The following is a 22955-nucleotide window of genomic DNA, read 5'->3' on the forward strand; positions in this document are numbered from 1 at the left end:
TCAGACGCGGATGAAGTCGTAGGTGAGCGTGTTCGTCTTGGCGTCGTGGCCTATCGCGACCCAGTCGTCCCCGAGCCCTTGCAGCCATCCTGGGAACCGGCCGAGGCGCCGGCCTGTGGCGGCGTCGTAGACGAGGACGAACGGGTGGTCGTCCTCTGCTCCGCTGACGGCGATGCGCCGCCGCGTGACGGCGGTCTGCCAGCTGGCGGAATCCGTCGACAGGCCGGTGTCGGGTGCCTTCCACAGGACGCGTCCGGTGGCGAAGTCCAGCAGGGAGAGCGCGCCGGTGTCGGCGTGCTCGCGGACCAGGAGCGTGTGCTCGTCACCGTCGATCGGGACGCCCGGGGCGCCGCCGCGCCAGACCGTCCGTCCCGAGGCGAGATCGAAGACCTGCGGCCTGCCGGCCTCGGTGGACGCCGCGATCCGGCGCCCGTCGCCGATCAGGTCGAGGCCGGTGCTGGACGGGGCGAGCCGCTTCTCGCACCCGCCGTCGGCCCGCCGCCCCGCGTAGACCTTCCGGGTCCACTCGCGGTGGGCGGCCCCAGCCTTGGCCGCGGTGACGGTGACGGTGCAGTTCTCGTCACCGGACGGGGGGTCGTGGTCGGTGGTGATCAGGCTCCGCCCGACCACCACCGTGTACCAGCCGCTCCCCTCCCTCCGGGGAGGCGGCGGGGGACGGTCGTCGCCCCGGCGGGAGGGGAAGACCCGGTCGGTGTCCGGGACGAGGGGCCGGCGCACTCCGACGGCCGTGTCCGCCAGCCACACCTCGTCGCCCTGGAGCTTCCACCGGACCCTCCCGGTGCGCAGATCCCTCCGCGTGATCTCGCAGTCGGCCCCCGAGTCGCAGACGGTGGTGAGGACGGCGTCCCGGGTGACCCGTGCCTCCCGGACCGGGCCGCCCTGCCAGAGCGTCCGCCCGTTCGCCGGATCGACGACGGCGAACCGGACCATGTCCACCTCGCCTGCGGAGGTCTTCCGCCGGTGCACGATCAGGGTGCCCGCCACGTCGACCTCGTCGTCCTCGCCGGACGGCACCCGCCACAGCTCCCGGCCGGACCCGGCGTCGACGCCGAGGACCGCCCGGTCGTTGGCGATGACCGCGACCCGCCCGACGACGGACGTGGTGTTCTCGCCGGTCGGCGCGGAGAGCGTCCAGGCCGGGGGCGGGCCCGCGCGGGCCGGGAGCTTCGGCGACGCGACGGAGGTGCAGGCCCACGCCGCGCCCATCAGGAGCACGACGGTGACGACGATCGCGCTGGTGCGGGGGTAGACCATCCGGACATTGTCCAGACCCGTCCTCCATGTCCGCAATCGGCCCCGCGCCGAGGGGCGGGCTCTGATGACCCGCTCCCCAGGCGGCCGGGATGGCCGTCAGGGAGCTCTCAGGGGCGGGAGGCGGTCGCGAAGGCGCCGATCCCGTTGGCGACCGCGCGTTCCGTTCCGTCCGAAGGAGTGTTGCGGACGGTCACCGAGGTCTCGCCCGGGGACCGCGCGACGAACGTCGACGAGCCGCCGCCGTCGAGGTTCACGGCGTCGTCGGCGCCCGCCTCGTCCAGGAGGGACGCCAGTTCGGGGATGGTCACCCCGCCGCTGCGCTCCGACCTGCCGTCCACCACCACGAGGTAGACGTGCCGACCGTCGTGGCTCACCCCCGCAGCGGTGCGCGGTGCCGGGCCGGCGGTGCCCAGGCCGTCCAGCGGCCTGCCGTCCCGCAGGATCGGGAACCCGCCCACCGCGAACCGGAAGCCGACCGGACCGGCGAAGCGGTAGGAGACCTGGACCCGGTCGCCGACCTTGAGCCGGCGCAGCGCGTCGGCGCCCTCCTCCCGACCCACGAGCACGGTCGTGCCGGACGGGATCGCGCCGCCGCCCACCGCGCCCGAGACCCCCGTCACCACCCCCTTCCGCACGGTCGCCTCGGCGGTGTTCGTGCTGCACGGGTCGCTCCGCACCAGGTCGGTCCCGCACACCGCGCGCTGCCGCGACACCTCGCCCCATTCGGGGCCGAACGCCCCGACGCCGCCGACCGGGAGCGCGTACTGGTTGAGACCGCGCAGCGCGATGGACGTCCCCCCGGAGCGGACGGTCCCGGTCAGGCGCAGGCGCGCCACATGCCCGCGCCTGTCGTCGCCCACCCCGATGACGTCCTCGGTGGACGTGCCGGGCGGCAGCGCGGGACCGAACCGCTGCCCGTCCGGCACGGCCCCCTTGAGCGGACGCCCGCCGTCGACCTCCGGCCCGGACGACGACCCGGTGGGCGCCACCCCGGGATGGGTCTCGCTGATGTTGAAGAAGTCGCCGTTCACCCCGGCCACGGCGTGCCGCGCGTCCGCCATCGCCGAGACGGTGCGCCGCGCGGCGACCACGGGAGGCCGCAGGAGCCCGACCTCCGCCTTGCGAAGGTCGACGTCCAGCAGATCCCCGGCGACCGGCCCACCGGCCCCGGAAGTCTCGAACGTCCGGAACGTCACCCCGGACGCGAGCTGCTCAGGGGAGCCGAACCGCACCTCCCCGATCCCGGCCGAAGACGCGCTCCGCACCCGCCCGTCGGGCCGCTCGCCCGACCCGGCCCCGTCGACCCCGGGCGGCGGCCCCACCCCGGCCCGCGCGGAAACCCCGCCGAACCCGACCACCACGACCACCACCGCCCAACCGGCCACCCACCCGCGCACCATCCACCCGCCCTTCCACCCGGCTCCCCTGCTTTTCGATCATGACTCGCGCGCGGCGAAAGGCAAGGAGCCGGAGGTGGACACCCGTGGAAGATCGCGCGACGCGCACCGGAACCGGACGGTCAGCCGAAGGTGGGGAGGCCGTAGCGGTCCTGGTCGGAGGGACGGGGGGCCTCGGGGCCGTCGCGGCCGAGGCGGAGCATCCGGCAGACGCGGACGGTGCGGAAGTCGCGGCCCCGGACGGTGAAGTGGTGGCCCGGCGTCGCCCTGATGCCGTCGGCTATCGCGGCCCACTCGGCGAGTTCGGCGGGCGACGGGGGGTCGCCCTGGAACTCGCGGAGCCTCGGCATGAGGTCGGTGAAGTGGCGGGCGAGCCGGTCGCGGGCCTCCTCCGGGTCGTCGCCGCCGGTGAGCGGGGCCCAGGCCTCGCCGTCGACCTCCACGGCGATGAAGGCGGGCGGGAGCAGCACGACCCCGGGATGCGTCTGGATCGCGTGCCGCGCCTCCGTGCGGACCATGTCGGGGACGGTGCCGGGCACCGGCAGCCGCCCGACGAGGTTCAGCCGGAGCTGCGCCTCCCACTGGCCGCACGGCGCCGACGGGTCGATCAGGTGGTCGCGGAGCAGGCCGTTCGCGGCGAGGTCGGCGTCGGTGGACCGGGGCGGCTCCATCACCCGGTCGCCGAGCAGGATGAACTTCTCCACCCGGACGACGCGGTAGCGGCGGTCGCCGATCTCCCACTCGTCCTTGGCGAGCTGCTCGCCCTCCTCGGGGTCGAGCCGGCCGGCCGCCGAGAGCATCGCCTGGACGGTTGCGGCGTCGGCCTCCTTCGCGGCGGCGGTGCGCAGGTCCATCGCGAGGCTGTAGCGGGCGGTGGCCGGGCCGTCCGCGCCCAGCGACGCGATTCGCCATTCTTTCGTGAATTGCACCGCATAGCCGAATTCGGGGGATCCGGCGGGGAAGATCTTCGGGTACCGCAGCATCCGCTCACCGAGTTCCCGGTCGCGGACGTCCGCGACCGGGTCGAGCCGCGCCGCCACGTTGATGTGGTCGTACCCGTGCATCAGCGGGAACGTCATGCCCGCATACTGGCCGGATGCGGCATCGCCCGCACGGCTTTTCCCGTATTCGAACGCCGGAAAGATTGAGGATTGTTGGTATTTGAGGTATTTATTCGACGGGTTATTCGGTGAGGGTGACGACGACTTTCACATCGTCCGGATGGGGGGTGAAGGCCTCGGCGAAGCGCTCCAGCGGGACGCGGCGCGAGATCAGCCGGCCGAGCCAGTCCAGGTCGGCACGGGCGAGGGCGTCCGCGGCGGCGGCGTAGTGCCGCAGGTTGGCGTTGACCGACCCGATCACCGCGTCGTTCTCCAGCACGATCTGCCGGTTCAGGTCCCCCGCGTCCACCTCCAGGGGCCGCCCGGCCGAGGACACGCCGGTCAGGCACACGATGCCGTACGAGGCGTTGTGCGCCATCGCGCCGAACACCATGCGGGACGCGCCGGTCGCCTCGATCACCACGTCCGGCTCCGCGCCGGCGACGGCCTCCTCGATGCCGCCCCGGTGGTAGGTCGCGCCGAGGTCGGCGACGAGCCGCGGCTTCGGCCCGTCCGCCACGCGGTCGAGGACGTGGACCTCCAGCCCCCGCTGCACGCCGAGCATCGCCGCGAGCAGCCCGATCGGGCCCGCGCCGGTCACCAGGACCCGGCGCGGCTCGAACCACGCCCGGGCGCCGACCTTCTCGACCTGCTCCCACGCCTTCGCGACGACCGTGGTCGGCTCCATCAGCACGCCCACCTCGGCGAGCCGCGGGTCCAGCCGGACCGCGTAGTCGGCCTCGACCCGCCACGCCTGGCTCGCGTACCCGTCGATCTCCTTGATGCCGCGTTCGGTGTACCGGCCGTTGCGGCACATGTCGAACTCGCCGTGCGCGCAGGCCCCGCAGGGCTCCGGGTCGGGCCGCCGCACGACGCCGACGACGAGGTCGCCGGGGGAGAAGCCGCTGCCGGACGGGGCGCGCCGCACCCGGCCGAGCGACTCGTGCCCGATGACGAGGCGGTCGCGTCCCGGCGGGGCCCAGCCGTAGTCCCCGGCCGCGATCTCCTTGTCGGTGCCGCACACCCCCACGGCGAGCCCGTCGACCAGGAGGTCGCCCTCCCCGGGCTCCGGGTCGGGGACGTCCGTCACCGCCAGCGAGCCGTGCTTCTCCGGCAGGACGGTCAAGGCGCGCATGGCGCTTCTCCTTCCATGACATCCACGGCATCCGCTGGGGTCCGCGGAGCCCACCTTCGTCCTCGCTCCTCCGGCTTCCTCCTCTACCCGCGCTGGGGGATGTATGTACGGGGCGCGGGTATTCGTGGCGAGTCGTCAGGCCGTGTCCGGCACGGCGGCATGGAGCCGCCAGGCCGGAGGAAGGGGGCGGGTCGGCGCGAGCGGGTCAGGGGCTGCCGCAGGAGATGGCCGGGTCCGCCAGGTTCCCGTTGGAGGCGTTGACGCTGAACCCGAACGACGCGGACGCGCCGGGCGCGAGATTGCCGTTCCACGCGACCGGCCTCACCGTGACGACGTTGCCGGTCGTGGTCGCGTTGCCGTTCCAGAGAGTGGTGATCTGCTGGCCCGACCCCATCGTCATGACGACCGTCCACGAGCCGATCGCGGTGGCGCCGGCCGTGATGGTCACCTGGCCGTTGAAGCCCGTGTTCCACTGCGCGGTCCGGGTGTAGGTGCAAGTGACGGTGCCGGGGTCGCCCGGATCGCCCGGGTCGCCTGGGTCCTGGCCGCCGAGGGCTTGGAGGGACGCGTCGTACGCGGGCTTCTTGGCGTAGTTGTTGTCGAACAGGAGCGCGGCGCCTTCACCGGGGAACACATCCGGGATCCAGGAGTACTTGTCGGTGATGCCCCAGACGGTGATGACCGTGCAGCGCGACACGGCGAGGCAGGCGGAGACGACTTTCTTGTAGTCGTTCGCCTGGGTGGCGAGCTTGGAGGCGTCCGCCGGGGTGGACATGCGGATGTCCAGTTCGGTGATGTGGACGTCCACGCCCAACGCGGCGAAGCGCTGCATGTTGGCCTGCATGTCGGCCGGGACGTTCCCCAGCGTCAGGTGCGCCTGGAGGCCGACGCAGTCGATCGGGACGCCGCGCGCCTTGAAGTCCTTGACCATGGTGTAGACGGCATTGCTCTTCGCGTTCTGGCCGTCGATGTTGTAGTCGTTGTAGCAGAGCTTGGCGGTGGGGTCGGCGGCGCGCGCCGCACGGAACGCCTCCTCGATGTAGCCGTCGCCGATGACCCGCTGGAACACCGAGTCTCGCCGGGCGCCCGAACCGCCGTCCTGGAACGCCTCGTTCACCACGTCCCAGTAGGCGACCTTGCCCGCGAAGTGGCCCGCCTCCTTCGCGATGTGGTTCCGCATGGCGCTCAGCAGGTCGTCGCGGGACGAGATGCCGCCGGCCCAGCCCGGCAGCTGCTGGTGCCAGACGAGCGTGTGCCCGCGGATCTTCATGCCCTGCGCCTGCGCGTGGCTCACGAGCTGGTCGGCGGGGCCGAAGTTGAACGAGTTCCTTGACGGCTCCGTGGTGTCCCACTTCATCTCGTTCTCGGGCGTGAGCTGGTTGAACTCGCGGTCGAGCGTGGAGACGTACGCCGACTCGCCCATGTGGGCCTGGGCGGCGGCGGCGCCGAAGACCCGGCCCGTGGCCGCGGCGGCCTCCTTGAGCGTGCCCGGCGCGGCCGACGCGGGAAGCGCGACGGTCACCAGCATCGCCAGGAGCAGCGCGCCGGCGCCGAGCACCGCGGTCAGTGCTCTCCTCATGGTGTCATTCCTCCTTGTCCAGGTCCGTGTGGATCTGTCCATTCGGCCGCCTTTCCGGCGGGGAGCAGGTGCCGAAAAGTTTCGATACCTTTTCGGGGACCGCCAGGAAACTAACTCCGGAGGATCCGCGCGTCAACCGTCTGTTCCAGCTTTCAAAGGTCAGCGCAGGTGATCGGCGAGCGGAAGCCGGGCTCACCCTGCGAAAGTTTTCGAGCCGTAGGGGTCTCCTGTCCGCCGACCCGGGTCCGGCCGGCCCGCCGGCGATCGCGATGGACCTCGCCGCCGCCGCTTTTATCGATCGCCGAGAACATGCGGAAAAATTGCGCGCCCAGAACATTGAAATAAAGATCGAGAGGGCATCTTCCAGGAGAGAGGCGAACGGATCGCATTCGCCGGTCAGCCGTTTTCCATTCCGGCCGGAAAACGGCCCGCGCCGCCGTCCGGCGCCGCGGGGGAAGGGAATCGATGGACTCTTCGGCTCAGCCGCGCGCCGACCTCGTGCTGGAGGGCGGCGGCGTGAAGGGCATCGCGCTGGTCGGCGCGATCGCCGAGACGCAGGCGCGCGGATACCGGCTCGGCGCGCCGGCCCGCGTCGCCGGAACCTCCGCCGGCGCGCTCATCGGGTCGCTGCTGGCGGCCGGGATGCCGGTCCCGGAGATGGTCGAGCTCATGCGCGGGGTCGACTACCGGTCGTTCCAGGACGGTTCGCGCTTCGCCGCCGTCCGCGGCCTTTCCCTGCTCACCACGCTCGGCCTCTACAGGGGCGACGCCCTCCACAAGTGGATCGCGGCACACCTGAGGGAATGCGGGGTCGAGACGTTCGGGCAGTTGAAACTGCACGACCCCGGCTCGGCGCTGCCGCCGCGGCACGCCTACAAGCTCGTCGTCGTGGTCTCCGACATCAGCAGCGGGCGGATGGTCCGCCTGCCGTGGGACTACGACCGCTACGGCCTGGACCCCGACGAGCAGTCCGTCGCGGACGCCGTGCGCGCCTCGGCGTCGATTCCGGTGTTCTTCCGGCCGCGCCGCCTCTGCCGGGGCGACGGCCGCAGGTGCGTCCAGGTCGACGGCGGGATGCTCTCCAACTACCCGATCACCATCTTCGACCGGGACGACCGCGAACCCCGCTGGCCGACCTTCGGCGTGAAGCTGTCGCCCCGTCCCCTCTCCGGGGGCGTGTACCCGGAGTGGCGCACCGTCCGCGGCCCCCTCGGCTACGGGCGCGCGCTCGTCTCGACGATGGCGGAGGCGCACGACCGGGTGCAGATGGACGAGCCCGCCATCGTGGCCCGCACCATGTTCGCCCGCACCGGCGGCGTGCTCGCGACCGACTTCCACCTCGACGCGGCGACCCGCGAGCGCCTCTACCAGGCGGGCCGGGAGGCGGCCGCGCGCTTCCTGGACGGCTGGGACCACCGCGCCTACCTGGCGCGGCACCGCGGCCTGGTGACCCGCGCCTCCGACTGACCAGCGCCCCGCGCCGCCCGAGCCGCGCCTCCCGCCGAGCGGCCCGATTTGTCAAGTCTACGTAATTACGTAATAGTGGAGAGGTGACCGAGGAGACGCTGGCGGAGCGCGTCGCGCGGCTGGAGGAGCGCGTGGCCGCGCTCGAAGAGGCCGCCCCCGAAGCCGGGCCCCCGGAGCCGGCCGACACGTTCTGGGCGCTGGACGCCCTGAAGGAGCGGGCGGCCGGCCCCGGCGCGGTGCTGTTCACGGGCTCGGTCACGCTCCCGTCCGGCGAGCACTACGAATGGCAGCAGGGGCACCCGGCCGGCGACCTGCTGGCCGACGACTGGTCGCAGTCCGCGGAGGCGCTCTCGGCCCTCGCGCACCCCGTGCGGCTGCTGCTGCTCCGGGAGATCATGCACGGCGCCCGCACCGCCGCCGAGCTCGCCGGCCTGGAGAGCCTCGGCACGACCGGCCAGCTCTACCACCACCTGCGCCAGCTCGTCGCGGCCGGCTGGCTGCGCACCACGGGTCGCGGGCGCTACTCCGTCCCCGGCGAACGGGTGGTGCCGATCCTCACCGTGCTCGCGGCTACCCGCCGCTGACCCGACACCGACAGCCCATGGAGGGGCGATGTTCAGGACACTCGCACGATTCCGGACGCTGTTCATCCTGCTGGGCCTGGCCCTTTCCTTCAGCACGTCCCTGCACGGCGTGGACATGGTGGGAGGCCTCGGGATGGCCCTCATCGTGGCGGGGCTCGTGCTGTTCTTCGTGCCCGGCGGCGCGCCGGGCCGGGGGCCGGTCGTCCTGCGCAGCCCGGTCGAGGGACGCTGGGTCCCCGTCAACAGCCCCGCCGACAAGGTGCCCAGCCACGGAACCCACGAGCTCGGCCAGTCCTACGCGATCGACCTGGTCCACGTCCCGGAGGGCGAGTGGCGCGCCACGCGGCGCTGGCCGCTCGCCGCCCGGCCCGACACCTTCCCGTCCTTCGGACGCGACATCCTCGCACCGGCCGACGGCGTCGTCGTCCAGGCGAGCGGCTGGCAGCGCGACCACTGGAGCCGCAACTCCTTGCCGGGGGTCGCCTACCTGCTGGTCGAGGGGGTGGTGTTCCGCCAGCTGCTGTCGCTGCTGACGCTGTCGGCGGGCAGGTTCATCGTCGGCAACTCCGTCGTCCTGGACCTCGGCGACGGCGTGTACGCGGTCTTCGCCCACCTGCGCCGCGGGTCTCTGCGCGTCTCCAAGGGCGACCGGGTCCGGGCGGGGGACGTCCTCGGCGAGGTCGGCAACTCCGGCAACTCCTCCGAGCCGCACCTGCACTTCCACCTGATGGACCGCCCGCGCCCGCTGGCCGCCGCCGGACTGCCGTTCGCCCTGCCCTACGAGAGCGGCGGCGAGGCCCGCACCGGCGTCCCCGGCGGCCTGCGCCCCTGCACCCTCGCCGTTCCCGCCCGGGCCCGCTGACCCCGCCGGCCGGCGACCGGTGTCCGCGCTCGCGGCCGTCCCCTGTGACGGTCGGCGCGCGGGCGGGGCGGCCCGTCAGAGGACGGCGGCCAGCTCGTCGAGTGCGGTGGTCAGTACGTCGACGCCCTTCAGGAACTCGGCGATCTCGATGTGCTCCTCGTCGGAGTGGTCCAGCGAGCTGTCGCCCGGCCCGTACGTCGCCATGGGCACGTCCCAGTGCGGCGCGACGGTGTTCATGTCGGAGGTGCCCGTCTTGAGGGTGGGCCGCGGGGTCCCCCCGTGGCGCCGGATGGCGGCCGTCACCGCCCGCACCACCGGGTCGGACCGTCCGCTCCGCACCGCCGGGACGTGCCGGACGACGGTGACCTCGCCGCCGTTCGCGCATGCGCGCAGCCGAGCCTCGAAGGCCTCCGCGTCGTACCCGACCGGGACGCGGCAGTCGACGTCGAGCCGCGCCTCGGTGAGGTCGCCGCGGACGCCGCGCAGCGTGGCGGCGGGCAGGCCGAACGCGGCGTGGTCGCGCTCGGGGCCGAGCGCCTCCAGCAGGTCGTGCCAGAACGCCACCGCGACCTCGGTGGCCTTGGCCTCGGGGTTGGTGGAGTGCGTCGCGGGACGGGCGACCCGGTACTCGACGTCGATCTTGCCCTTGTAGCCGAGCACCACCCGCGACCAGCCGCTCGGCTCCCCGACGAGCAGCGCGTCCGGCGCGGGGACGGTGCGCGCCAGGTGCTCGCCGCCCCGCGACAGCCGCTCCTCCTCGACCGCGCCCACGACCCGCAGCGTGCCGGGGAACGAGGGCCGGGCCGCCGCCGCGCTGATCATCGCGGCGAGCGGGCCCTTGGCGTCCGCGGCGCCCCGGCCCACCAGGCGGCCGCCCTCGCGCCGCGCCGGCAGCGGCCGGTCGACGGTGTCGAGGTGGCTCAGCAGCATCACCACCGGTCCCCGCCCGGTGCCGATGTCGCCGATCACGTTGCCGGCCTCGTCGCGGCGCGCGGCCATGCCGAGGTCGTTCATGGCCTTCTCCAGGTAGCGCGCCAGATCGTCCTCCCGGCCGGACGGCGACGGGATCGACAGCATGGCGTGCAGCAGTTCGACGGGGGCGCTCACATGATCTCCAGTGTCGTGCCGGCGCCGCCCAGGGCCGCGGTGACCGGACGGGGGACCCGCCCGTCCGCCACCGAGACCCGGGGGACGCCGGCGAGCAGGGCCTCACGGGAGGCGATGAGCTTGCGGTGCATGCCGCCGCTCGCCGCGTGCGGGACGGGTCCCTCGCGGGGGAGCGGGCAGCGGTCGAGCAGGGTGCCCTCGTCGGCGGCGTCGCGCAGCACGCCCGGCGCCGTGGTCAGCAGGATCAGCCGCTCGGCGCGCAGCGCGCCCGCGACCGCCGCCGCGACCCGGTCGGCGTCCACGTTCACCGGCGCGCCGTCCTCGCCCAGCGCGGGCGGCGACACCACCGGGACGAACCCGGCTCCGACCAGCACGTTCAGCACCCGGGGCCGGACGCCGGTGAGCCGCCCGCTGTGGTCGTCGCGGACGATGACGGTCCGGCCGTCGCGCACGGTGCGCTGCGCGGGCTTGCGCCGCGCCCGCAGCAGGCCGCCGTCCAGCCCCGTCAGCCCCACGGCCGGGACGCCGCTCGCCGCCAGGGCGCGCAGCAGCCGCGGCTTGACCCGTCCGGCGAGCGCCAGCGTGAGCACCTCCAGCATGGCCGGGTCGGTGTGCCTGCTGGTCACGCCGCTCGGTGAGACGAGGGTGCGGGCGGGGACGCCGAGGTCACCGGCGAGCCGGTCGACGTCGGCGGCGCCGCCGTGCACGAGGACCGCCCGTCCCGCGAGCCCGGCGAGGTCGGCGCACACCGTCCCGGCGGGCACCGCGCCGCCGCACTTCACCACCACGATTCCCGTCGAACGAGGGCCCATCGGTCCGGTGCCCATCAGATCGGGTGCAGGCCGGGGAACCCCAGGCCCAGGGTCTCGGGCTGGCCGGTGCGGATGTTCAGGCACTGGACCGCCGCGCCCGCCCCGCCCTTCACCAGGTTGTCGAGCGCGGCGATCGCGGTGATCCGGTCGCCGTCCACGGCGAAGCCGACGTCGCAGTAGTTGGACCCGGAGAGCAGCTTCGGGTCGGGGAGCCGGTGCGTGCCCGTCCGGTGCGCGATGATCCGGACGAACGGCTCGCCGGCGTAGCGCTCGCGGTAGGCGCGGCGGAGGGCCTTCTCGTCGACCGGACCGGTGGCGGTGGCGTGGCAGACGACCTGCACTCCGCGCACGGCCTCGACCCCGGTGGCGGTCATCCTGGCGTCCAGCCCGGTCAGCCGGGTCACCTCCGCCTCGTGGCGGTGCCCCACCGGCGCGAAAACCCGCAGCGCGCCGCTCCGCTCGGCGTGCAGGTTGGCGTCCCCGGCGAGGGCGCCGGACCCGCTCGACCCGGTGCGCGCGTCGATCTGCACGTCCGGGCCGACCAGGCCGGCCAGCGGGTGCAGCGCGAGGATCGCCGCCGTGGCCATGCAGCCGGGCACGCTGATGAGGTCGGCCTCCGCCAGCTCCGCGCGGAACAGCTCGGGGACGCCCGGCACGAACGCGCCGAGCAGCTCGGGCGCGGCGTGCGGGACGCCGTAGTACCGCTCGTAGACGGCGGGGTCGGGGTCGCGGAAGTCCCCTGACAGGTCGATGACCGTCTTGGCCCGGGTCCGCATGTCGGGCAGCAGGTTCATGGTGGTCCTGTGCGGGGTCGCCATCAGCAGCACGTCGCAGGCGTCCAGGTCGTCCGGCGAGCCGAACAGCAGGTCGGTCTGGGCCCGCAGGTTGGGGTGGACGGAGTCCACGCGGCGGCCGGGGAACCGGGTCGAGACCGCGTGGGCGAGCTCGGTTCCCGGGTGGCCGATGAGCAGGCGCAGCAGTTCGCCGCCGAGGTACCCGGCGGCGCCCATGACGCCGACCCGGATCACGCCGCCTCCAGCACGTGGGAGACGATCGCGTCCGCGACGTCCACGCCCTCGCCGTGCGCGTCCTGGAAGCCGCGGAACTCAACGTTGTGGTTGACCTCCAGCACGAGCGGCCCCTCGGGTCCCTCGATAAGGTCGACGCCCAGCACCCCGCCGCCCACGGCCCGCGCGGCGAGCATCGCCGGCTCGACCAGCTCGGGCGTGAGCGGGCACGGCTCGGAGCGCGCGCCCCGCGCGGCGTTGGTGCGCCAGCCGCCCGAGTAGCGGTACGTCGCGCCCACCACCTTGTCCCCGGCCACGATCACACAGATGTCGCGGCCCGGCTTGTCGACGAGTTCCTGCAGGTAGACGATGTGCTGGAGCGGCGAGGGGAGTGCGGCCCGGTGCTCCAGGACGGTCTGCGCCGCCTCGCGGTCGCGCACCGCCGCCGCGAGCCGTCCCCACGACCCCGTCAGCGGCTTGACCACCACGGGGAAGCCGAGCCGCTCGGCGGCCTCGACGCCCTCCTCCGGGGTGAGCGCGACCGCCGTGCGCGGGACGGGGACGCCCGCGCGCTCCAACTCCAGCGAGGTGCGCAGCTTGTCGCCGCAGACGGCGATCACCTCCGACCGGTTGACCGCGGGCACGCCGCGCGCCTCCAGGAGCATCGAGGCGTAGAGAGCGCGGCTGTGGGAGATCTCCCGGTTCAGCGCCGCCGCGTACCGCGGCCCCGTGTTCGCCGCTTGACCGCCCAGCTCGGCGCTGAACCGGCGGGTGTCCACGTGCGCGTACGGCACCCCGCGCCGCTCCAGAGCGGCGAAGACGCGCTTCTCCTCGTACCGCACCCGGGAGGCCAGCACGGCCACCGGCCTCACTCGCCCCAGTCCTCCTCGATCTCGGGGGCGAGCGCGAGCGTCACCGGCTCCAGGCCGACCACCTCCAGCTCGCTGGAGCAGTCGGCGCACTGCGCGATCTCGCTCAGCCGGACCGGCTCGGCGAGCTGCACCGGGCCCTCACACTCGGGACAGGTCTGGGTCATGCGTTCCACCTCCATGGGTTCCGCTGGTCAGGTCCAGCGCCGCGGCGACGACCGCGTCCGCCGTGATGCCGTACCGGTCGAGCAGGTCCTCCTGGCCGCCCGCCCGCTCGGCGAACGTGTCGGGCATGCCGACGCGCGCCACCCGGGCCGGCGCGTGCTCGGCGAGGGTCTCGGCGACGGCGCCGCCGAGGCCGCCGGAGCGCCAGTGCTCCTCGACGGTGACGACGCCCGCGGTGCCCTCGGCCGCCGCGACGACCGCCGCGGTGTCGAGCGGGCGCAGCGTGTGCAGGTTGAGGACGGTCGCCCGGATGCCCCGCTCCGCGAGCCGGTCGGCGGCGCGCACCGCCGCCAGTACGGGATGCGGCCCGCACGCGACGAGCGCCACGTCCCCGCCGCGCCGCAGCCACTGCGCCCGCCCGATCTCGAACGGCCCGCCCCCGGGGGCCGCCGCGTCCAGGGCGGGGGTGGCCGAGCGGCCGAGCCGGACGTAGGCGGGGCCGGCCAGTGCCGCGCACTGCCGGACGGCCTCGCCCGCCTGCGCCGCGTCGCCCGGCACCACCACGGTGAAGCCGGGCAGCGCCCGCATGACGGCCAGGTCCTCGAGCGAGTGGTGGGTCGGGCCGAGATGCCCCGCGGCCAGGCCGGCGTGGGTGGCCACGATCCGCACCGGCAGCGCGTTGTAGGCGATGTCGATCTTGATGGCCTCCAGCGCGCGGGTCGCGGCGAAGGTCGCCATCGTGGTCACGAACGGGACCTTCCCGCTGGCGGCCAGGCCCGCGGCCGTGCCCATCAGGTTGTGCTCGGCGATGCCGAGGTTGAGGTAGCGGCCGGGGAGGTCCGCGAAGGAGTCCGCGTCGAACAGCCCGGTGTCGCTGTCCAGGCAGTACAGCCGCTCGTCGGCGCGCATCAGCTCGGGCAGCAGGTCCCGGTACACCTCCCGCGCGGACCGCGCCCGCTCCGCGCCTTCGGCGGTCATGAGGTCGCCCGCTTGCGCCGGGCGCGCAGCACCGCGAGTGAGCGGTCGGCCTGGCGGCCGCTCAGTTTCGCGTAGTGGCTGCGCGTCTTCGCCTCCAGCGACGGCAGGCCGCGGCCCTTGACGGTGCGCGCGATGACCGCGACGGGAGGCCCGCTCCCGGTCCGCTCCGGAACGAGCGCCTCGCGCAGCGCGCCGAAGTCGTGGCCGTCCGCCTCGCGCACCGTCCAGCCGAAGCTGCGCCAGCGGTCGGCGAGCGGCTCCAGCCCGATCGCCTCCTCGGTGGGGCCGGTGATCTGGAGGCTGTTGCGGTCGACGACGGCCGTCAGGTTGCCGAGGCCGAGCGCGGCGGAGGCCATGGCCGCCTCCCAGACCGAGCCCTCCTGCAGCTCGCCGTCCCCGAGGACGGCGAAGCAGCGGCGCCCCGGGTCGGCGACGGCGAAGCCGTTGGCGAGCGCGAGGCCGTGCCCGAGCGATCCGGTGGGCATCTCCACCCCCGGCACGGCGCGCACCGGATGCCCCATGAGCCTGCTGCCCGGCCGGGAGTACTCCGCCAGCTCCTCGACGGGGAAGAAGCCCCGCTCGGCCAGCACCGCGTAGAGGCAGATCGCGCCGTGGCCCTTGCTGAGGATGAAGATGTCACGGTCCATCGCCGCGGGACGCCGCGGATCGACGCGCATCACCTCGAAGTACAGGAGGGTGAGGATCTCCACCAGCGACATCGACCCGCCGAGGTGGCCGCCCTCCGGTCCGGCGCACATCTCCACGATGTGCTCGCGCACCCGGTGCGCGACGGACGCCAGGTCCGCCGCGGGGGAGCGGGTCGGTGCGGGCCCGCCCATCAGCGTCCGCCGGGGAGCGGGGTGAGCACGAAATGGCCGGGCAGGTGCACGGCGAGGCCCTCGCGGATCTCGGCCACGAGCGCGCCGCCGTCCAGCCGGATCGTGGACGAGCGCCGGTCCAGCAGCGTCGCGGCGGCGGTGAAGTCGCCGACCAGGGCCGTGCCCGCGGGCACCATGCGGGTCCTGCTGACCTTGACGCCCTGGACGGCGAGCCGTTCCAGGAACGCGCCCTCCGCGACGAGCGGCCACCAGTCGTCGGGGTGCATGACGATGCCGTCCGCCGAGCCGCCGTACCACTCGCACAGCGCGGCCGTCGCCAGCAGCGTCCGGGCCGCCGACCCCTCGTCCGCCGGGTCGGCGGGGCGCCGGCGCAGTCCCGGGTGGCGCAGCAGGCCCTGGATGGGCCCCGTGCCGTTGAGCAGGACGTCGTTCTCCGCCGTGCCGAGCCGCACGAGCAGGCGGTAGTCGACGAACGCGGCGAGCGCGGCGGGGTCGGCGAGGACCTCCTTGGCCACGGGGACCGAGGCCCGGACGACCTGGGTCCGGACGGTCTCGGCGCCCACGTCGAACTCCCACTCGGGGGCGGCGTCGTCCGGCGAGGTGTTCTCGGCCCGCTCGGTGAAGACGGTGACCTCGTCGGCGTCCACGACGGCCTTGCGGAGCAGGTGCCGGACGGTGAGCCGGGGGCGGCGCTTGGCCGGCGGGAACAGGTCGCTGATGGAGGCGCGCAGCTCGACCGCCGCGTCCGGGCCGTGCCGGGCGTGGGCGAGCGCGAACTCCTCGCCGGGGCTGCGCCGGGTCAGCTCCGGGTCGTCCAGCATCATGCGGACGTCGGTCGCGGGCAGGCCGGATGCAGACAGGTCGGACATACTCAGACCCCCAGGGAGCGGCCGCCGTCGACGACCTGGACGGTGCCGGTGACGAAGCTCGCGCGGGCGCTCAGCAGGAACACCCCGGCGGCGGCGACCTCCTCGGGGCGGGCGACCCGGCCGAGCGGGATGCCCGCCTCCCGCGCGACGCGGGCGGTCTCCGCCTCGGGCTCGCCGGTGATCCCGGACAGCAGCGCGTCCGTCGCGGTGTAGCCGGGCGCGAGGACGTTGACGGTGATGTCCCTCGGCCCCAGCTCGTGGACCAGGGTCTTGGCGTAGCCGACGAGGCCGGTCCGCACGATCCCCGACAGCGCGAACGCGGGGATGAGGTCGCGGACCGTCTCGCTGGTGACCATCAGGACGCGGCCCCAGCCGGCCTCCCGCATGTGGGGGAGCGCGGCCTGCACGAGCCCGATGTGGGAGACCATCCCGAGGTCGAGGGCGGCGCGGTAGTCGTCCGGGCCGAACGACCCGGTCGGCCCGGCGGGCGGCCCTCCCGCGTTGGTGACCATGATGTGGACGGCGCCGTGCTCGGCCGCGGCCCCGTCCGCCCAGGAGCGCGCCGCCTCGGTGTCGCGCACGTCCAGCGGGCGCGTCCCGACCTCCGCGCCGAGGTCCGCTCGGATCTCGTCGCGGGCCTTGGCGAGGCGCGCGGCGTCGCGGCCCGCGATCGACACCGTCGCGCCCTCGCGCACCAGGTCGCGGGCGATCGCGAGCCCGATGCCCGCCGATCCGCCCGCGACGAGGGCCACCTTCCCGTTCAGTCCGAGGTCCACGTCACACCCTCTTCTCGTAGCCGTAGCGGTGCAGCAGGGGGAGCGCCATGAGCGTGGTCGCGGAGCGCTGGGAGCGCGGGAGCGCGGCGTGCCACCTGCGGTCCTCCTCGATGCGGGTCCGGCCGCGGCCGAACCGGTTCGGGTTGCCGGTGACGGTGTGGTTGCCGCCGAGCTCCACCGTCCCGTCGGCGGCGACGGGGTTGCGGCCCTCGATCCCGAGCAGGTCCAGGACGGCGTCGACGGCGGCGCGCGGGCTGCGCGCCAGCGCCTCGTAGCGCAGGTGGAGCGAGCGGTCACGGTGCGCGCGGCCGACCGCCTCGGCCGCCAGGTTGAAGCCGGTCCAGTGCCAGGTGCTGTTCAGCGCGGAGCGGCGGCCCGTGTAGTCCTTCGGCCGCAGCCACGACCACGCGACCGCGCGGGGATCGCGGATCAGGTGGACGTAGCGGCCCTCGACGCCCGGGAGGGACGCCAGCAGCGCGGCGTCCGAGGCGAACTTGGAGCTGTCGACGATGACCCGCGCGCCGGAGACCCGGGCGACGGCGCGGTAGGTCGCGGCGAGCACGTCCGGCCAGCCGTTGCCCGCCGGCCCGCGCGCGGGGTCGCGCAGGACCCGCCATGTGTGCCGCGTCCGGTAGGCGTCCTGCCAGGCGACGACCTCGGCGGCGTGCCGTTCGAGGGACGTCCCGGACGGCCGGACGTCCCCTAATATTTCCGACCAGAATGGGCATTCGAGGTGCCCGGAACCGCAGCCGCAACGGCCGTTGCTGCCCGTTCCGAGGATCCCGTTCAACCAGAGGAATCGCAGTTCACCGACGTGCACCACGCCCGGGACCTCGGCGAGCACGTTGCCGAGCATGGTGCTGCCGCTGCGGCACCAACCGGTGATGTAAAGCACCTTCACTGGCAAACTCGGCTCCTCCGGGTGGACCGGTGCAACCTAGGTCGTAAAACATAAAAACATGATCTTGCGCAAAGCGGAACCATCACGATAAGAACAAGATTGATTCGTCTTTTGTGACGTCGTGACATAACAGACGGAGGCCGTGATGGCGGGGCCGACCAACGCACCGCACTATCGCCGGGCGGGCTGGTGGCGGGACGAGACCTTCCTCGACGACCTGCGCGGGCACACCCGGGCGCACCCCGGCAAGACCGCGGTCGTCGCCCGCCGGGTCGGCGGCGAGACCCGCGAGCTGACCTACGCCGACCTGGCCCGGCTCGCCGACCGGTGCGCCGGTGCGCTGGCCGGGCTCGGCGTGCGGCCGGGCGACACCGTCGCCGTCCAGCTCACCAACGGCTGGGAGATCACCGCCCTCGCGCTCGGCTGCCTGCGGGCGGGCGCCCGCATCTGCCCGCTGCTGCCCATCTACCGGCGGCGGGAACTGGAGGTCATGCTCGGCCTCACCGAGGCGCGGGTCCTGATCACCGAGGCCGTGCACGGCGACGAGGAGCTCGGCGAGCTCGGCGTGCGGCTGGCGGGCGAGTTGCCGTCGCTGGAGCACGTCGCGGTGTCGGGCGGACCGAAGCCCGCGGGCGCCCTCGACCTGCACGCCCACTTCTTCGACACGCCCTGGGAGCGGACCCGCGCGGACGACCTCGGCGGCCGGGAGCGCGACGCGGACGAGCCGTTCCTGGTGCTGTTCACCTCCGGCACGACCGGCGAGCCCAAAGGCGTCCTGCACAGCCAGAACACCCTCTACGCGGCGATGCGCGGCGAGGCCGAGGTGTTCGGGCTCGACGGCTCGGACGTCATCACCATGGTCGCCTGGAACACCCACTACACGGGCTTCGTCCGCGGCATGCTCATGCCGCTGTCGTTCGGCGGCACCTCCGTCTTCCAGGACTCCCAGGACGGCCCGGCCACCCTCGAACTGCTCGCCTCCAACGGCGTCACCTACGTCTACGCCCCGCCGCACTACCTGCGCTCGCTGGTGGACGCGCAGCGGGAGGCGCCGCGCGACCTCGGCATGCTGCGCGCGGTCGTCAGCGGCTCCGCGCCGATCCCGCCGAAGCTCGTCGAGGAGGTCAAGGAGGTGCTCGGGCTGCGGCTGCACTCCCTGTGGGGAATGTCGGAGAACGGCGCGGTCACCGTCAGCCGCCCCGACGACCCCGAGGACTGGGCCGCCCACAGCGACGGCAGCCCGATGGCCGACATGGAGCTGCGCATCGACCCGATCGAGGGCCAGCGCGACGGGTCGGGCGTCCTGTGGGTGCGCGGCCCCACCCAGTGCCTCGGCTACGTCCGGCGCCCGGAGACCTACCAGGCGCTGCTGGACGAGGACGGCTGGTTCAACACCGACGACCTCGCCCGCGACGACGGCCGCGGCGGCATCCGCATCACCGGGCGGGCCAAGGACACCGTGCTGCGCAACGGCCTGCTCGTGCCCGACACCGAGCTGGAGGCGGCCATCGGCCGGCATCCGGGCGTCGCCGAGGCCAGCGTGATCGGAATCCCGGTCAGGGAGGGCGCCGACCAGGTCATCTGCGCGGTCGTCGTGCCCGCCGCCGGGGCGCCGCCGGTCACCCTGGAGGAGATCCGGGCGACGCTGAAGGAGGCGGAGATGACCCCGATCTACTGGCCCGAACGGCTGGAGCTGGTGGACGAGCTGCCCACGACCGTCACCGGGAAGGTGCAGAAGACGGCACTCCGCGAACGCCTGACCTGAACGCGCGAGCCGTGCGGGTCGGGCGTCCCGTGCGGGTCAGGCGTCCCAGGCGGGGCGGGCGGTGATCTCGACGACGGCGCACGTCCAGGCGAACCCGGCGCCGATCCCGACCAGCATCACCCGGTCGCCCGGCCCGACCTGCCCGGTCTCGACCAGCCAGGTCAGGCCGGTGAGCTGGTCGGCGGCGCCGACGTGCCCGGTGCGGCGGCCCCAGTCCCACGTGGTGCGTTCCACCTCCAGGCCGAACGGCTCGGCGTACCGGGTGCGGAGCACGTGCAGGCCGACGTTCGGGAAGGCGAACCGGGAGATGTCGCCGATTTCCAGCCCGGCCTCGTCCAGCGTCCGGCCGACGGCCTCGGCCAGGCCGGAGGCGATCCGGTCGGGCAGGCTCCCCGCCAGGTGCCGGGCGTGCGCGGAGAACGCGGCGCGGCGGGCGCGCACGTCCACCCGGCGGCCGGGCACGGCGGCGAACGGCTCGTCCCCCCGGTACATGCCCTCCAGCCCGGTGTCGGCGACCGTCGAGACGGCCAGCAGCCGGGCGAAGCCGTCGCGCGCGAGGACCGCGGCGGCCGCGCCGTCCCCGTAGACGATGCCGCGCACGTCCCCGCGCCAACGGTCGAAGCCGGGATCGGCGAACCGGTCCGCGGTCGTGACCAGGGCGGACCCGCGGGAGGCGTCGGCGGCCAGGTAGGACGCGGCCAGTTCCAGGGCGCCCAGCGCGCCCGCGCACATCTGCTGGACGTCCATCGCGGGCGCGTGCCGGCCGTCCTCACCGAGGACCTCGCGGTGCACGTACGAGGCGGCCCCCCAGTAGTCGACGCCCTGGAACCAGGCCGACGCGTGCAGGACGATCGCGACGCCGGACCGCGGAAGCCCCGCCCGGGCCAGCGCGCGGCGCGCCGCGACGACGGCCATCTCGGGCGGCGCCTCCCCGGCGGAGACCGTGACGGAGGCGTAGTCGTCGGCCTTCCGGTCGCCCGATTCGTAACGGCCGTCCTCCACCGCGCCGTCGACGTCCACGGTCTCGGGGAGCCGGTGGGCGAGCCCGGCGAGGAACAGACCGTCGCAGCGCATTTGCGGACCTCCGGGATGGTGACGGCGAACAAATCAACACATTATGGTGATCATCGTCCCGGGGCGAGAGCCGTTTCGCTGGCGGAGGGAGTTCGCGGTGGTCGACACGGGGCACTCGGTGCCACTACCAGGAACGCCGTGGTCGGTTTGGCGGGATGTGCTGATCCGCTCGACCGGATTTCCCGCGGACGGCCTCGCCCTTTTCGCGGGACCGGAATGCGCCCGAATCGCCGACGCGTTTCTCGACGGGGACGCGAGCGAGACCGAATTCGCGCAGGCCGTGGACGCCGCATTGGCCGCCGCGGGCCGCGCCGTCGCGAAGATCGCCGCGGACCCGCTCTTCCGCGAAGCGGTGACATGGCAGAATCCCGGCGCCGCGCGGCATCTGGCACGTCTCGCCGACGATCCGGCCGCCCGGCCGGGCAGGAACCCGAGGCGTGAACGCCAGAAGCGGCGGGCGCGCGAGAACACCCTCGTCCGCTACTGGCAGCGCTACTGCGGCAAGAACGACACCGCGGGCTTCTTCGGCCCCGTCGCCTGGGGCCTGCTCGACCCCGAAGCGGCGGAGGCGGTGAAGGTGCGGCCCGGCGGGGGGTTGGTGCGTTCCCGGCAGGTCGACTTCGAGTTCTGGGCGTTGGAGGCCTACGTCGCCGCGCTCCTGGACGACCCGGAGGTGGCCCCATGGCTGCCCGCCGGCCTCCACCCGCACCTGTCCGTCGACGGGGACCGCGTCCTGCGCCCGGAGGGCCCGCGCTCCCTGACCGGCGCCGAGGCCGAAGTGCTCGCCCGATGCGACGGCACCCGAGCCGCGGCGGAGATCGCCCCCGAACCGCACCTGGCCGCGGCGCTGGACCGCCTGGTCGAGGACGGGATCGTCTGGCGCGGTGTGAACATGCCGTACCACCCGCAAGCGGAACACGTCCTGCGCGAGGCGCTCGAAGCGATCCCCGAGCCGCGGGCACGGGAGCGGGCGCTGGCCGGGCTCGCCCGGCTCGACCGGGCGCGCGCCGCCGTCGCCGCCGCGGCGGGCGACGCCGACGCCCTGGCCGCCGCGCTGAGCGTGCTGGACGCCGAGTTCACCGCCGTCACCGGAGCGGAGCCGGAGCGGCGGAGCGGGCAGATGTACGCGGGACGGCGGCTCTGCTACGAGGAGACCGTCCGCGACCTGGACCTCACGTTAGGCCGCCCGCTCCTTGAGGCGCTGTCGGGCCCGTTCGGGTCGGTCCTCCTGCCCGCCTCGCGCTGGCTGTCGGCGGTCCTGGCGGACGCGTACGACGCCGCCTTCCGCGACCTCCTCGAACCCGGCGCGACCGTCGCGATGCCGGAGTTCTGGGACGCCGCCCAACCCCTCCTGACCGGGAAGGACCGGCCGGCGGACGCGGTCGCCGCCGAGTTCGGCCGCCGCTGGACCGCGCTGTTCGACCTGGGTTCCGCGCCACACGAACACCGCCGGAGCTTCACCTCCGAAGGCCTCCGCGCTGAGGCCGCCCGGCTGTTCGCCGCCGAACGCCCGGGCTGGGCAGGCGCCCGAATCCACAGCCCCGACCTGTGTGTCCGCGCCACCAGCGTGGAGGCGATGGCGGCGGGGGAGTTCACCCTGGTCCTCGGCGAGATGCACACCGCGTGGCCGACCCTCGACTGCGCCCTGTTCACCGAGCGCCACCCCGACCCCGAACGGCTGCGCGCCGCGGCGGCCGAGGACATCGGCCCCCAGTTCCGTCCGCTGTACCCGACCTGGTGGCCCCGGTACACCGCGCGCATCGCGCCGGTCCTCGGCGTCACCGACCACCAGCTGGCGTTCACGGCCGCACCCGGCGCGGACCCCGCCCGCGTCCTCCCGCTGGCCGCGCTCACCGTGTCCGAGCGGGACGGAACCCTGGAGGTCACCGGGCCCGAAGGGTTCCGGCGTCCGCTCCGCGAGGTGTTCGCCCTGCTGTTCGGCTGGCTGGGCACCGAGGCGTTCAAGCTCGCGGGCGCGGGCCCGCACCAGCCGCGGCTCACGCTGGACCGGCTCGTCGTCGCCCGCGAGACCTGGCGCACCACGGTCGGCGGGACGGGCATCGCTCCCGCGCACGGCCACCACGAGTACCTCGCCGCCCGCCGCCTGCGCCGCGCCCTCGGGATGCCCGAGCGCGTGTTCGCGAAGGTGGGCACGGAGGTCAAGCCCGTGTACGTCGACTTCACCGGCCCCCGGTACGTCTCGTCGTTCGCGACGCTGCTCCGCACGGCGCGCGAGGCGTCCGGCGACGACGTACCCGTCGTTTTCACCGAACTTCTCCCGGACCTGGACGAATCGTGGCTCCCCGACGCGGAGGGGCGCCGCTACGGCTGCGAGCTGCGGCTCCAGCTCTGCGATCCGGAACGTCCCTGAACATCGCACCGGACCCTTCGAAT

Annotated in this window: 21 protein-coding genes; 5 read left to right on the forward strand and 16 right to left on the reverse strand. The window is 74.1% G+C overall.

Annotated elements, in window-relative coordinates; all coding sequences use genetic code 11:
- From FKD65_RS33180 to FKD65_RS33200, 5 genes are all read right to left on the reverse strand, one after another.
- Positions 1 to 1275 (reverse strand): PQQ-binding-like beta-propeller repeat protein, encoded by a 1275-nt coding sequence (locus tag FKD65_RS33180; protein ID WP_141582277.1) that lies wholly within the window; start codon positions 1273 to 1275, stop codon positions 1 to 3.
- A gap of 107 nt (positions 1276 to 1382) precedes the next feature.
- Complete coding sequence (locus tag FKD65_RS33185) at positions 1383 to 2675, reverse strand: phosphodiester glycosidase family protein (RefSeq protein ID WP_205718318.1); 1293 nt, start codon at positions 2673 to 2675, stop codon at positions 1383 to 1385.
- Positions 2676 to 2794: 119 nt separating this feature from the next.
- Positions 2795 to 3751 carry a DUF5954 family protein gene (locus tag FKD65_RS33190; RefSeq protein ID WP_141582279.1) on the reverse strand — a complete coding sequence of 319 codons (957 nt, stop codon included), beginning with the start codon at positions 3749 to 3751 and terminating at the stop codon, positions 2795 to 2797.
- Between the two features lie 103 nt (positions 3752 to 3854).
- Positions 3855 to 4907: a glucose 1-dehydrogenase gene (locus tag FKD65_RS33195; protein ID WP_141582281.1), complete on the reverse strand. Its 1053-nt coding sequence runs from the start codon at positions 4905 to 4907 to the stop codon at positions 3855 to 3857.
- Positions 4908 to 5112: 205 nt separating this feature from the next.
- Positions 5113 to 6486 (reverse strand): endo-1,4-beta-xylanase, encoded by a 1374-nt coding sequence (locus FKD65_RS33200; RefSeq protein WP_141582283.1) that lies wholly within the window; start codon positions 6484 to 6486, stop codon positions 5113 to 5115.
- Positions 6487 to 6951: 465 nt separating this feature from the next.
- Between FKD65_RS33200 and FKD65_RS33205 the strand changes: the two genes are divergently transcribed.
- The 3 genes from FKD65_RS33205 to FKD65_RS33215 all read left to right on the forward strand — a co-directional run bounded on the left by FKD65_RS33205 (position 6952) and on the right by FKD65_RS33215 (position 9399).
- Positions 6952 to 7953, forward strand: a complete 1002-nt coding sequence (locus FKD65_RS33205; RefSeq protein WP_141582286.1) for a patatin-like phospholipase family protein — start codon at positions 6952 to 6954, stop codon at positions 7951 to 7953.
- Between the two features lie 83 nt (positions 7954 to 8036).
- On the forward strand, positions 8037 to 8537 hold the full coding sequence (locus FKD65_RS33210) for a helix-turn-helix transcriptional regulator (protein WP_141582288.1): 501 nt from the start codon (positions 8037 to 8039) through the stop codon (positions 8535 to 8537).
- A 28-nt stretch (positions 8538 to 8565) separates the two neighbouring features.
- On the forward strand, positions 8566 to 9399 hold the full coding sequence (locus FKD65_RS33215) for a M23 family metallopeptidase (RefSeq protein WP_141582290.1): 834 nt from the start codon (positions 8566 to 8568) through the stop codon (positions 9397 to 9399).
- Positions 9400 to 9474: 75 nt separating this feature from the next.
- On the opposite strand, the gene FKD65_RS33220 is transcribed toward FKD65_RS33215, so the two are convergent.
- Genes FKD65_RS33220 through FKD65_RS33265 form a run of 10 tightly spaced genes read right to left on the reverse strand, consistent with a single transcriptional unit; the run spans position 9475 to position 17722 of the window.
- A complete protein-coding gene (locus FKD65_RS33220; RefSeq protein WP_205718319.1) occupies positions 9475 to 10506 on the reverse strand; it encodes a M20/M25/M40 family metallo-hydrolase in 1032 nt (343 codons plus the stop codon).
- Entirely contained in the window at positions 10503 to 11318 is an 816-nt protein-coding gene (locus FKD65_RS33225) for a [LysW]-aminoadipate kinase (protein ID WP_141582292.1), read from the reverse strand. The genes FKD65_RS33220 and FKD65_RS33225 overlap by 4 nt, the downstream gene beginning before the upstream one ends.
- A gap of 14 nt (positions 11319 to 11332) precedes the next feature.
- Positions 11333 to 12346: an N-acetyl-gamma-glutamyl-phosphate reductase gene (argC, locus tag FKD65_RS33230; RefSeq protein WP_141582293.1), complete on the reverse strand. Its 1014-nt coding sequence runs from the start codon at positions 12344 to 12346 to the stop codon at positions 11333 to 11335.
- A complete protein-coding gene (gene lysX, locus FKD65_RS33235; RefSeq protein WP_240809717.1) occupies positions 12343 to 13197 on the reverse strand; it encodes a lysine biosynthesis protein LysX in 855 nt (284 codons plus the stop codon). The genes argC and lysX overlap by 4 nt, the downstream gene beginning before the upstream one ends.
- A complete protein-coding gene (gene lysW, locus FKD65_RS33240; protein ID WP_141582295.1) occupies positions 13194 to 13361 on the reverse strand; it encodes a lysine biosynthesis protein LysW in 168 nt (55 codons plus the stop codon). The genes lysX and lysW overlap by 4 nt, the downstream gene beginning before the upstream one ends.
- Positions 13336 to 14337: a transketolase family protein gene (locus FKD65_RS33245; RefSeq protein ID WP_141582297.1), complete on the reverse strand. Its 1002-nt coding sequence runs from the start codon at positions 14335 to 14337 to the stop codon at positions 13336 to 13338. Before FKD65_RS33245 ends, lysW begins: the two co-directional genes overlap by 26 nt.
- Positions 14334 to 15176 (reverse strand): transketolase, encoded by an 843-nt coding sequence (locus tag FKD65_RS33250; RefSeq protein WP_141582299.1) that lies wholly within the window; start codon positions 15174 to 15176, stop codon positions 14334 to 14336. Before FKD65_RS33250 ends, FKD65_RS33245 begins: the two co-directional genes overlap by 4 nt.
- Positions 15176 to 16045, reverse strand: coding sequence for a family 3 encapsulin nanocompartment shell protein (locus FKD65_RS33255; RefSeq protein WP_141582302.1), 870 nt, complete (start codon positions 16043 to 16045; stop codon positions 15176 to 15178). Before FKD65_RS33255 ends, FKD65_RS33250 begins: the two co-directional genes overlap by 1 nt.
- A gap of 2 nt (positions 16046 to 16047) precedes the next feature.
- Positions 16048 to 16821: an SDR family NAD(P)-dependent oxidoreductase gene (locus FKD65_RS33260; RefSeq protein ID WP_141582304.1), complete on the reverse strand. Its 774-nt coding sequence runs from the start codon at positions 16819 to 16821 to the stop codon at positions 16048 to 16050.
- Between the two features lies 1 nt (position 16822).
- Entirely contained in the window at positions 16823 to 17722 is a 900-nt protein-coding gene (locus FKD65_RS33265; protein WP_205718321.1) for a sulfotransferase, read from the reverse strand.
- A gap of 145 nt (positions 17723 to 17867) precedes the next feature.
- On the opposite strand from FKD65_RS33265, the gene FKD65_RS33270 reads away from it, so the two are divergent.
- A complete protein-coding gene (locus tag FKD65_RS33270) occupies positions 17868 to 19487 on the forward strand; it encodes an AMP-binding protein (RefSeq protein WP_141582306.1) in 1620 nt (539 codons plus the stop codon).
- A gap of 36 nt (positions 19488 to 19523) precedes the next feature.
- On the opposite strand, the gene FKD65_RS33275 is transcribed toward FKD65_RS33270, so the two are convergent.
- Positions 19524 to 20561 (reverse strand): ketoacyl-ACP synthase III family protein, encoded by a 1038-nt coding sequence (locus FKD65_RS33275; protein ID WP_141582308.1) that lies wholly within the window; start codon positions 20559 to 20561, stop codon positions 19524 to 19526.
- Positions 20562 to 20658: 97 nt separating this feature from the next.
- On the opposite strand from FKD65_RS33275, the gene FKD65_RS33280 reads away from it, so the two are divergent.
- Positions 20659 to 22932: a lantibiotic dehydratase gene (locus FKD65_RS33280; RefSeq protein WP_240809718.1), complete on the forward strand. Its 2274-nt coding sequence runs from the start codon at positions 20659 to 20661 to the stop codon at positions 22930 to 22932.
- Positions 22933 to 22955: the final 23 nt, after the last annotated feature.

Origin of the sequence: Actinomadura sp. WMMA1423 (genome assembly GCF_006547145.1) — a bacterium.
In the GTDB taxonomy this organism is placed as follows: domain Bacteria; phylum Actinomycetota; class Actinomycetes; order Streptosporangiales; family Streptosporangiaceae; genus Spirillospora.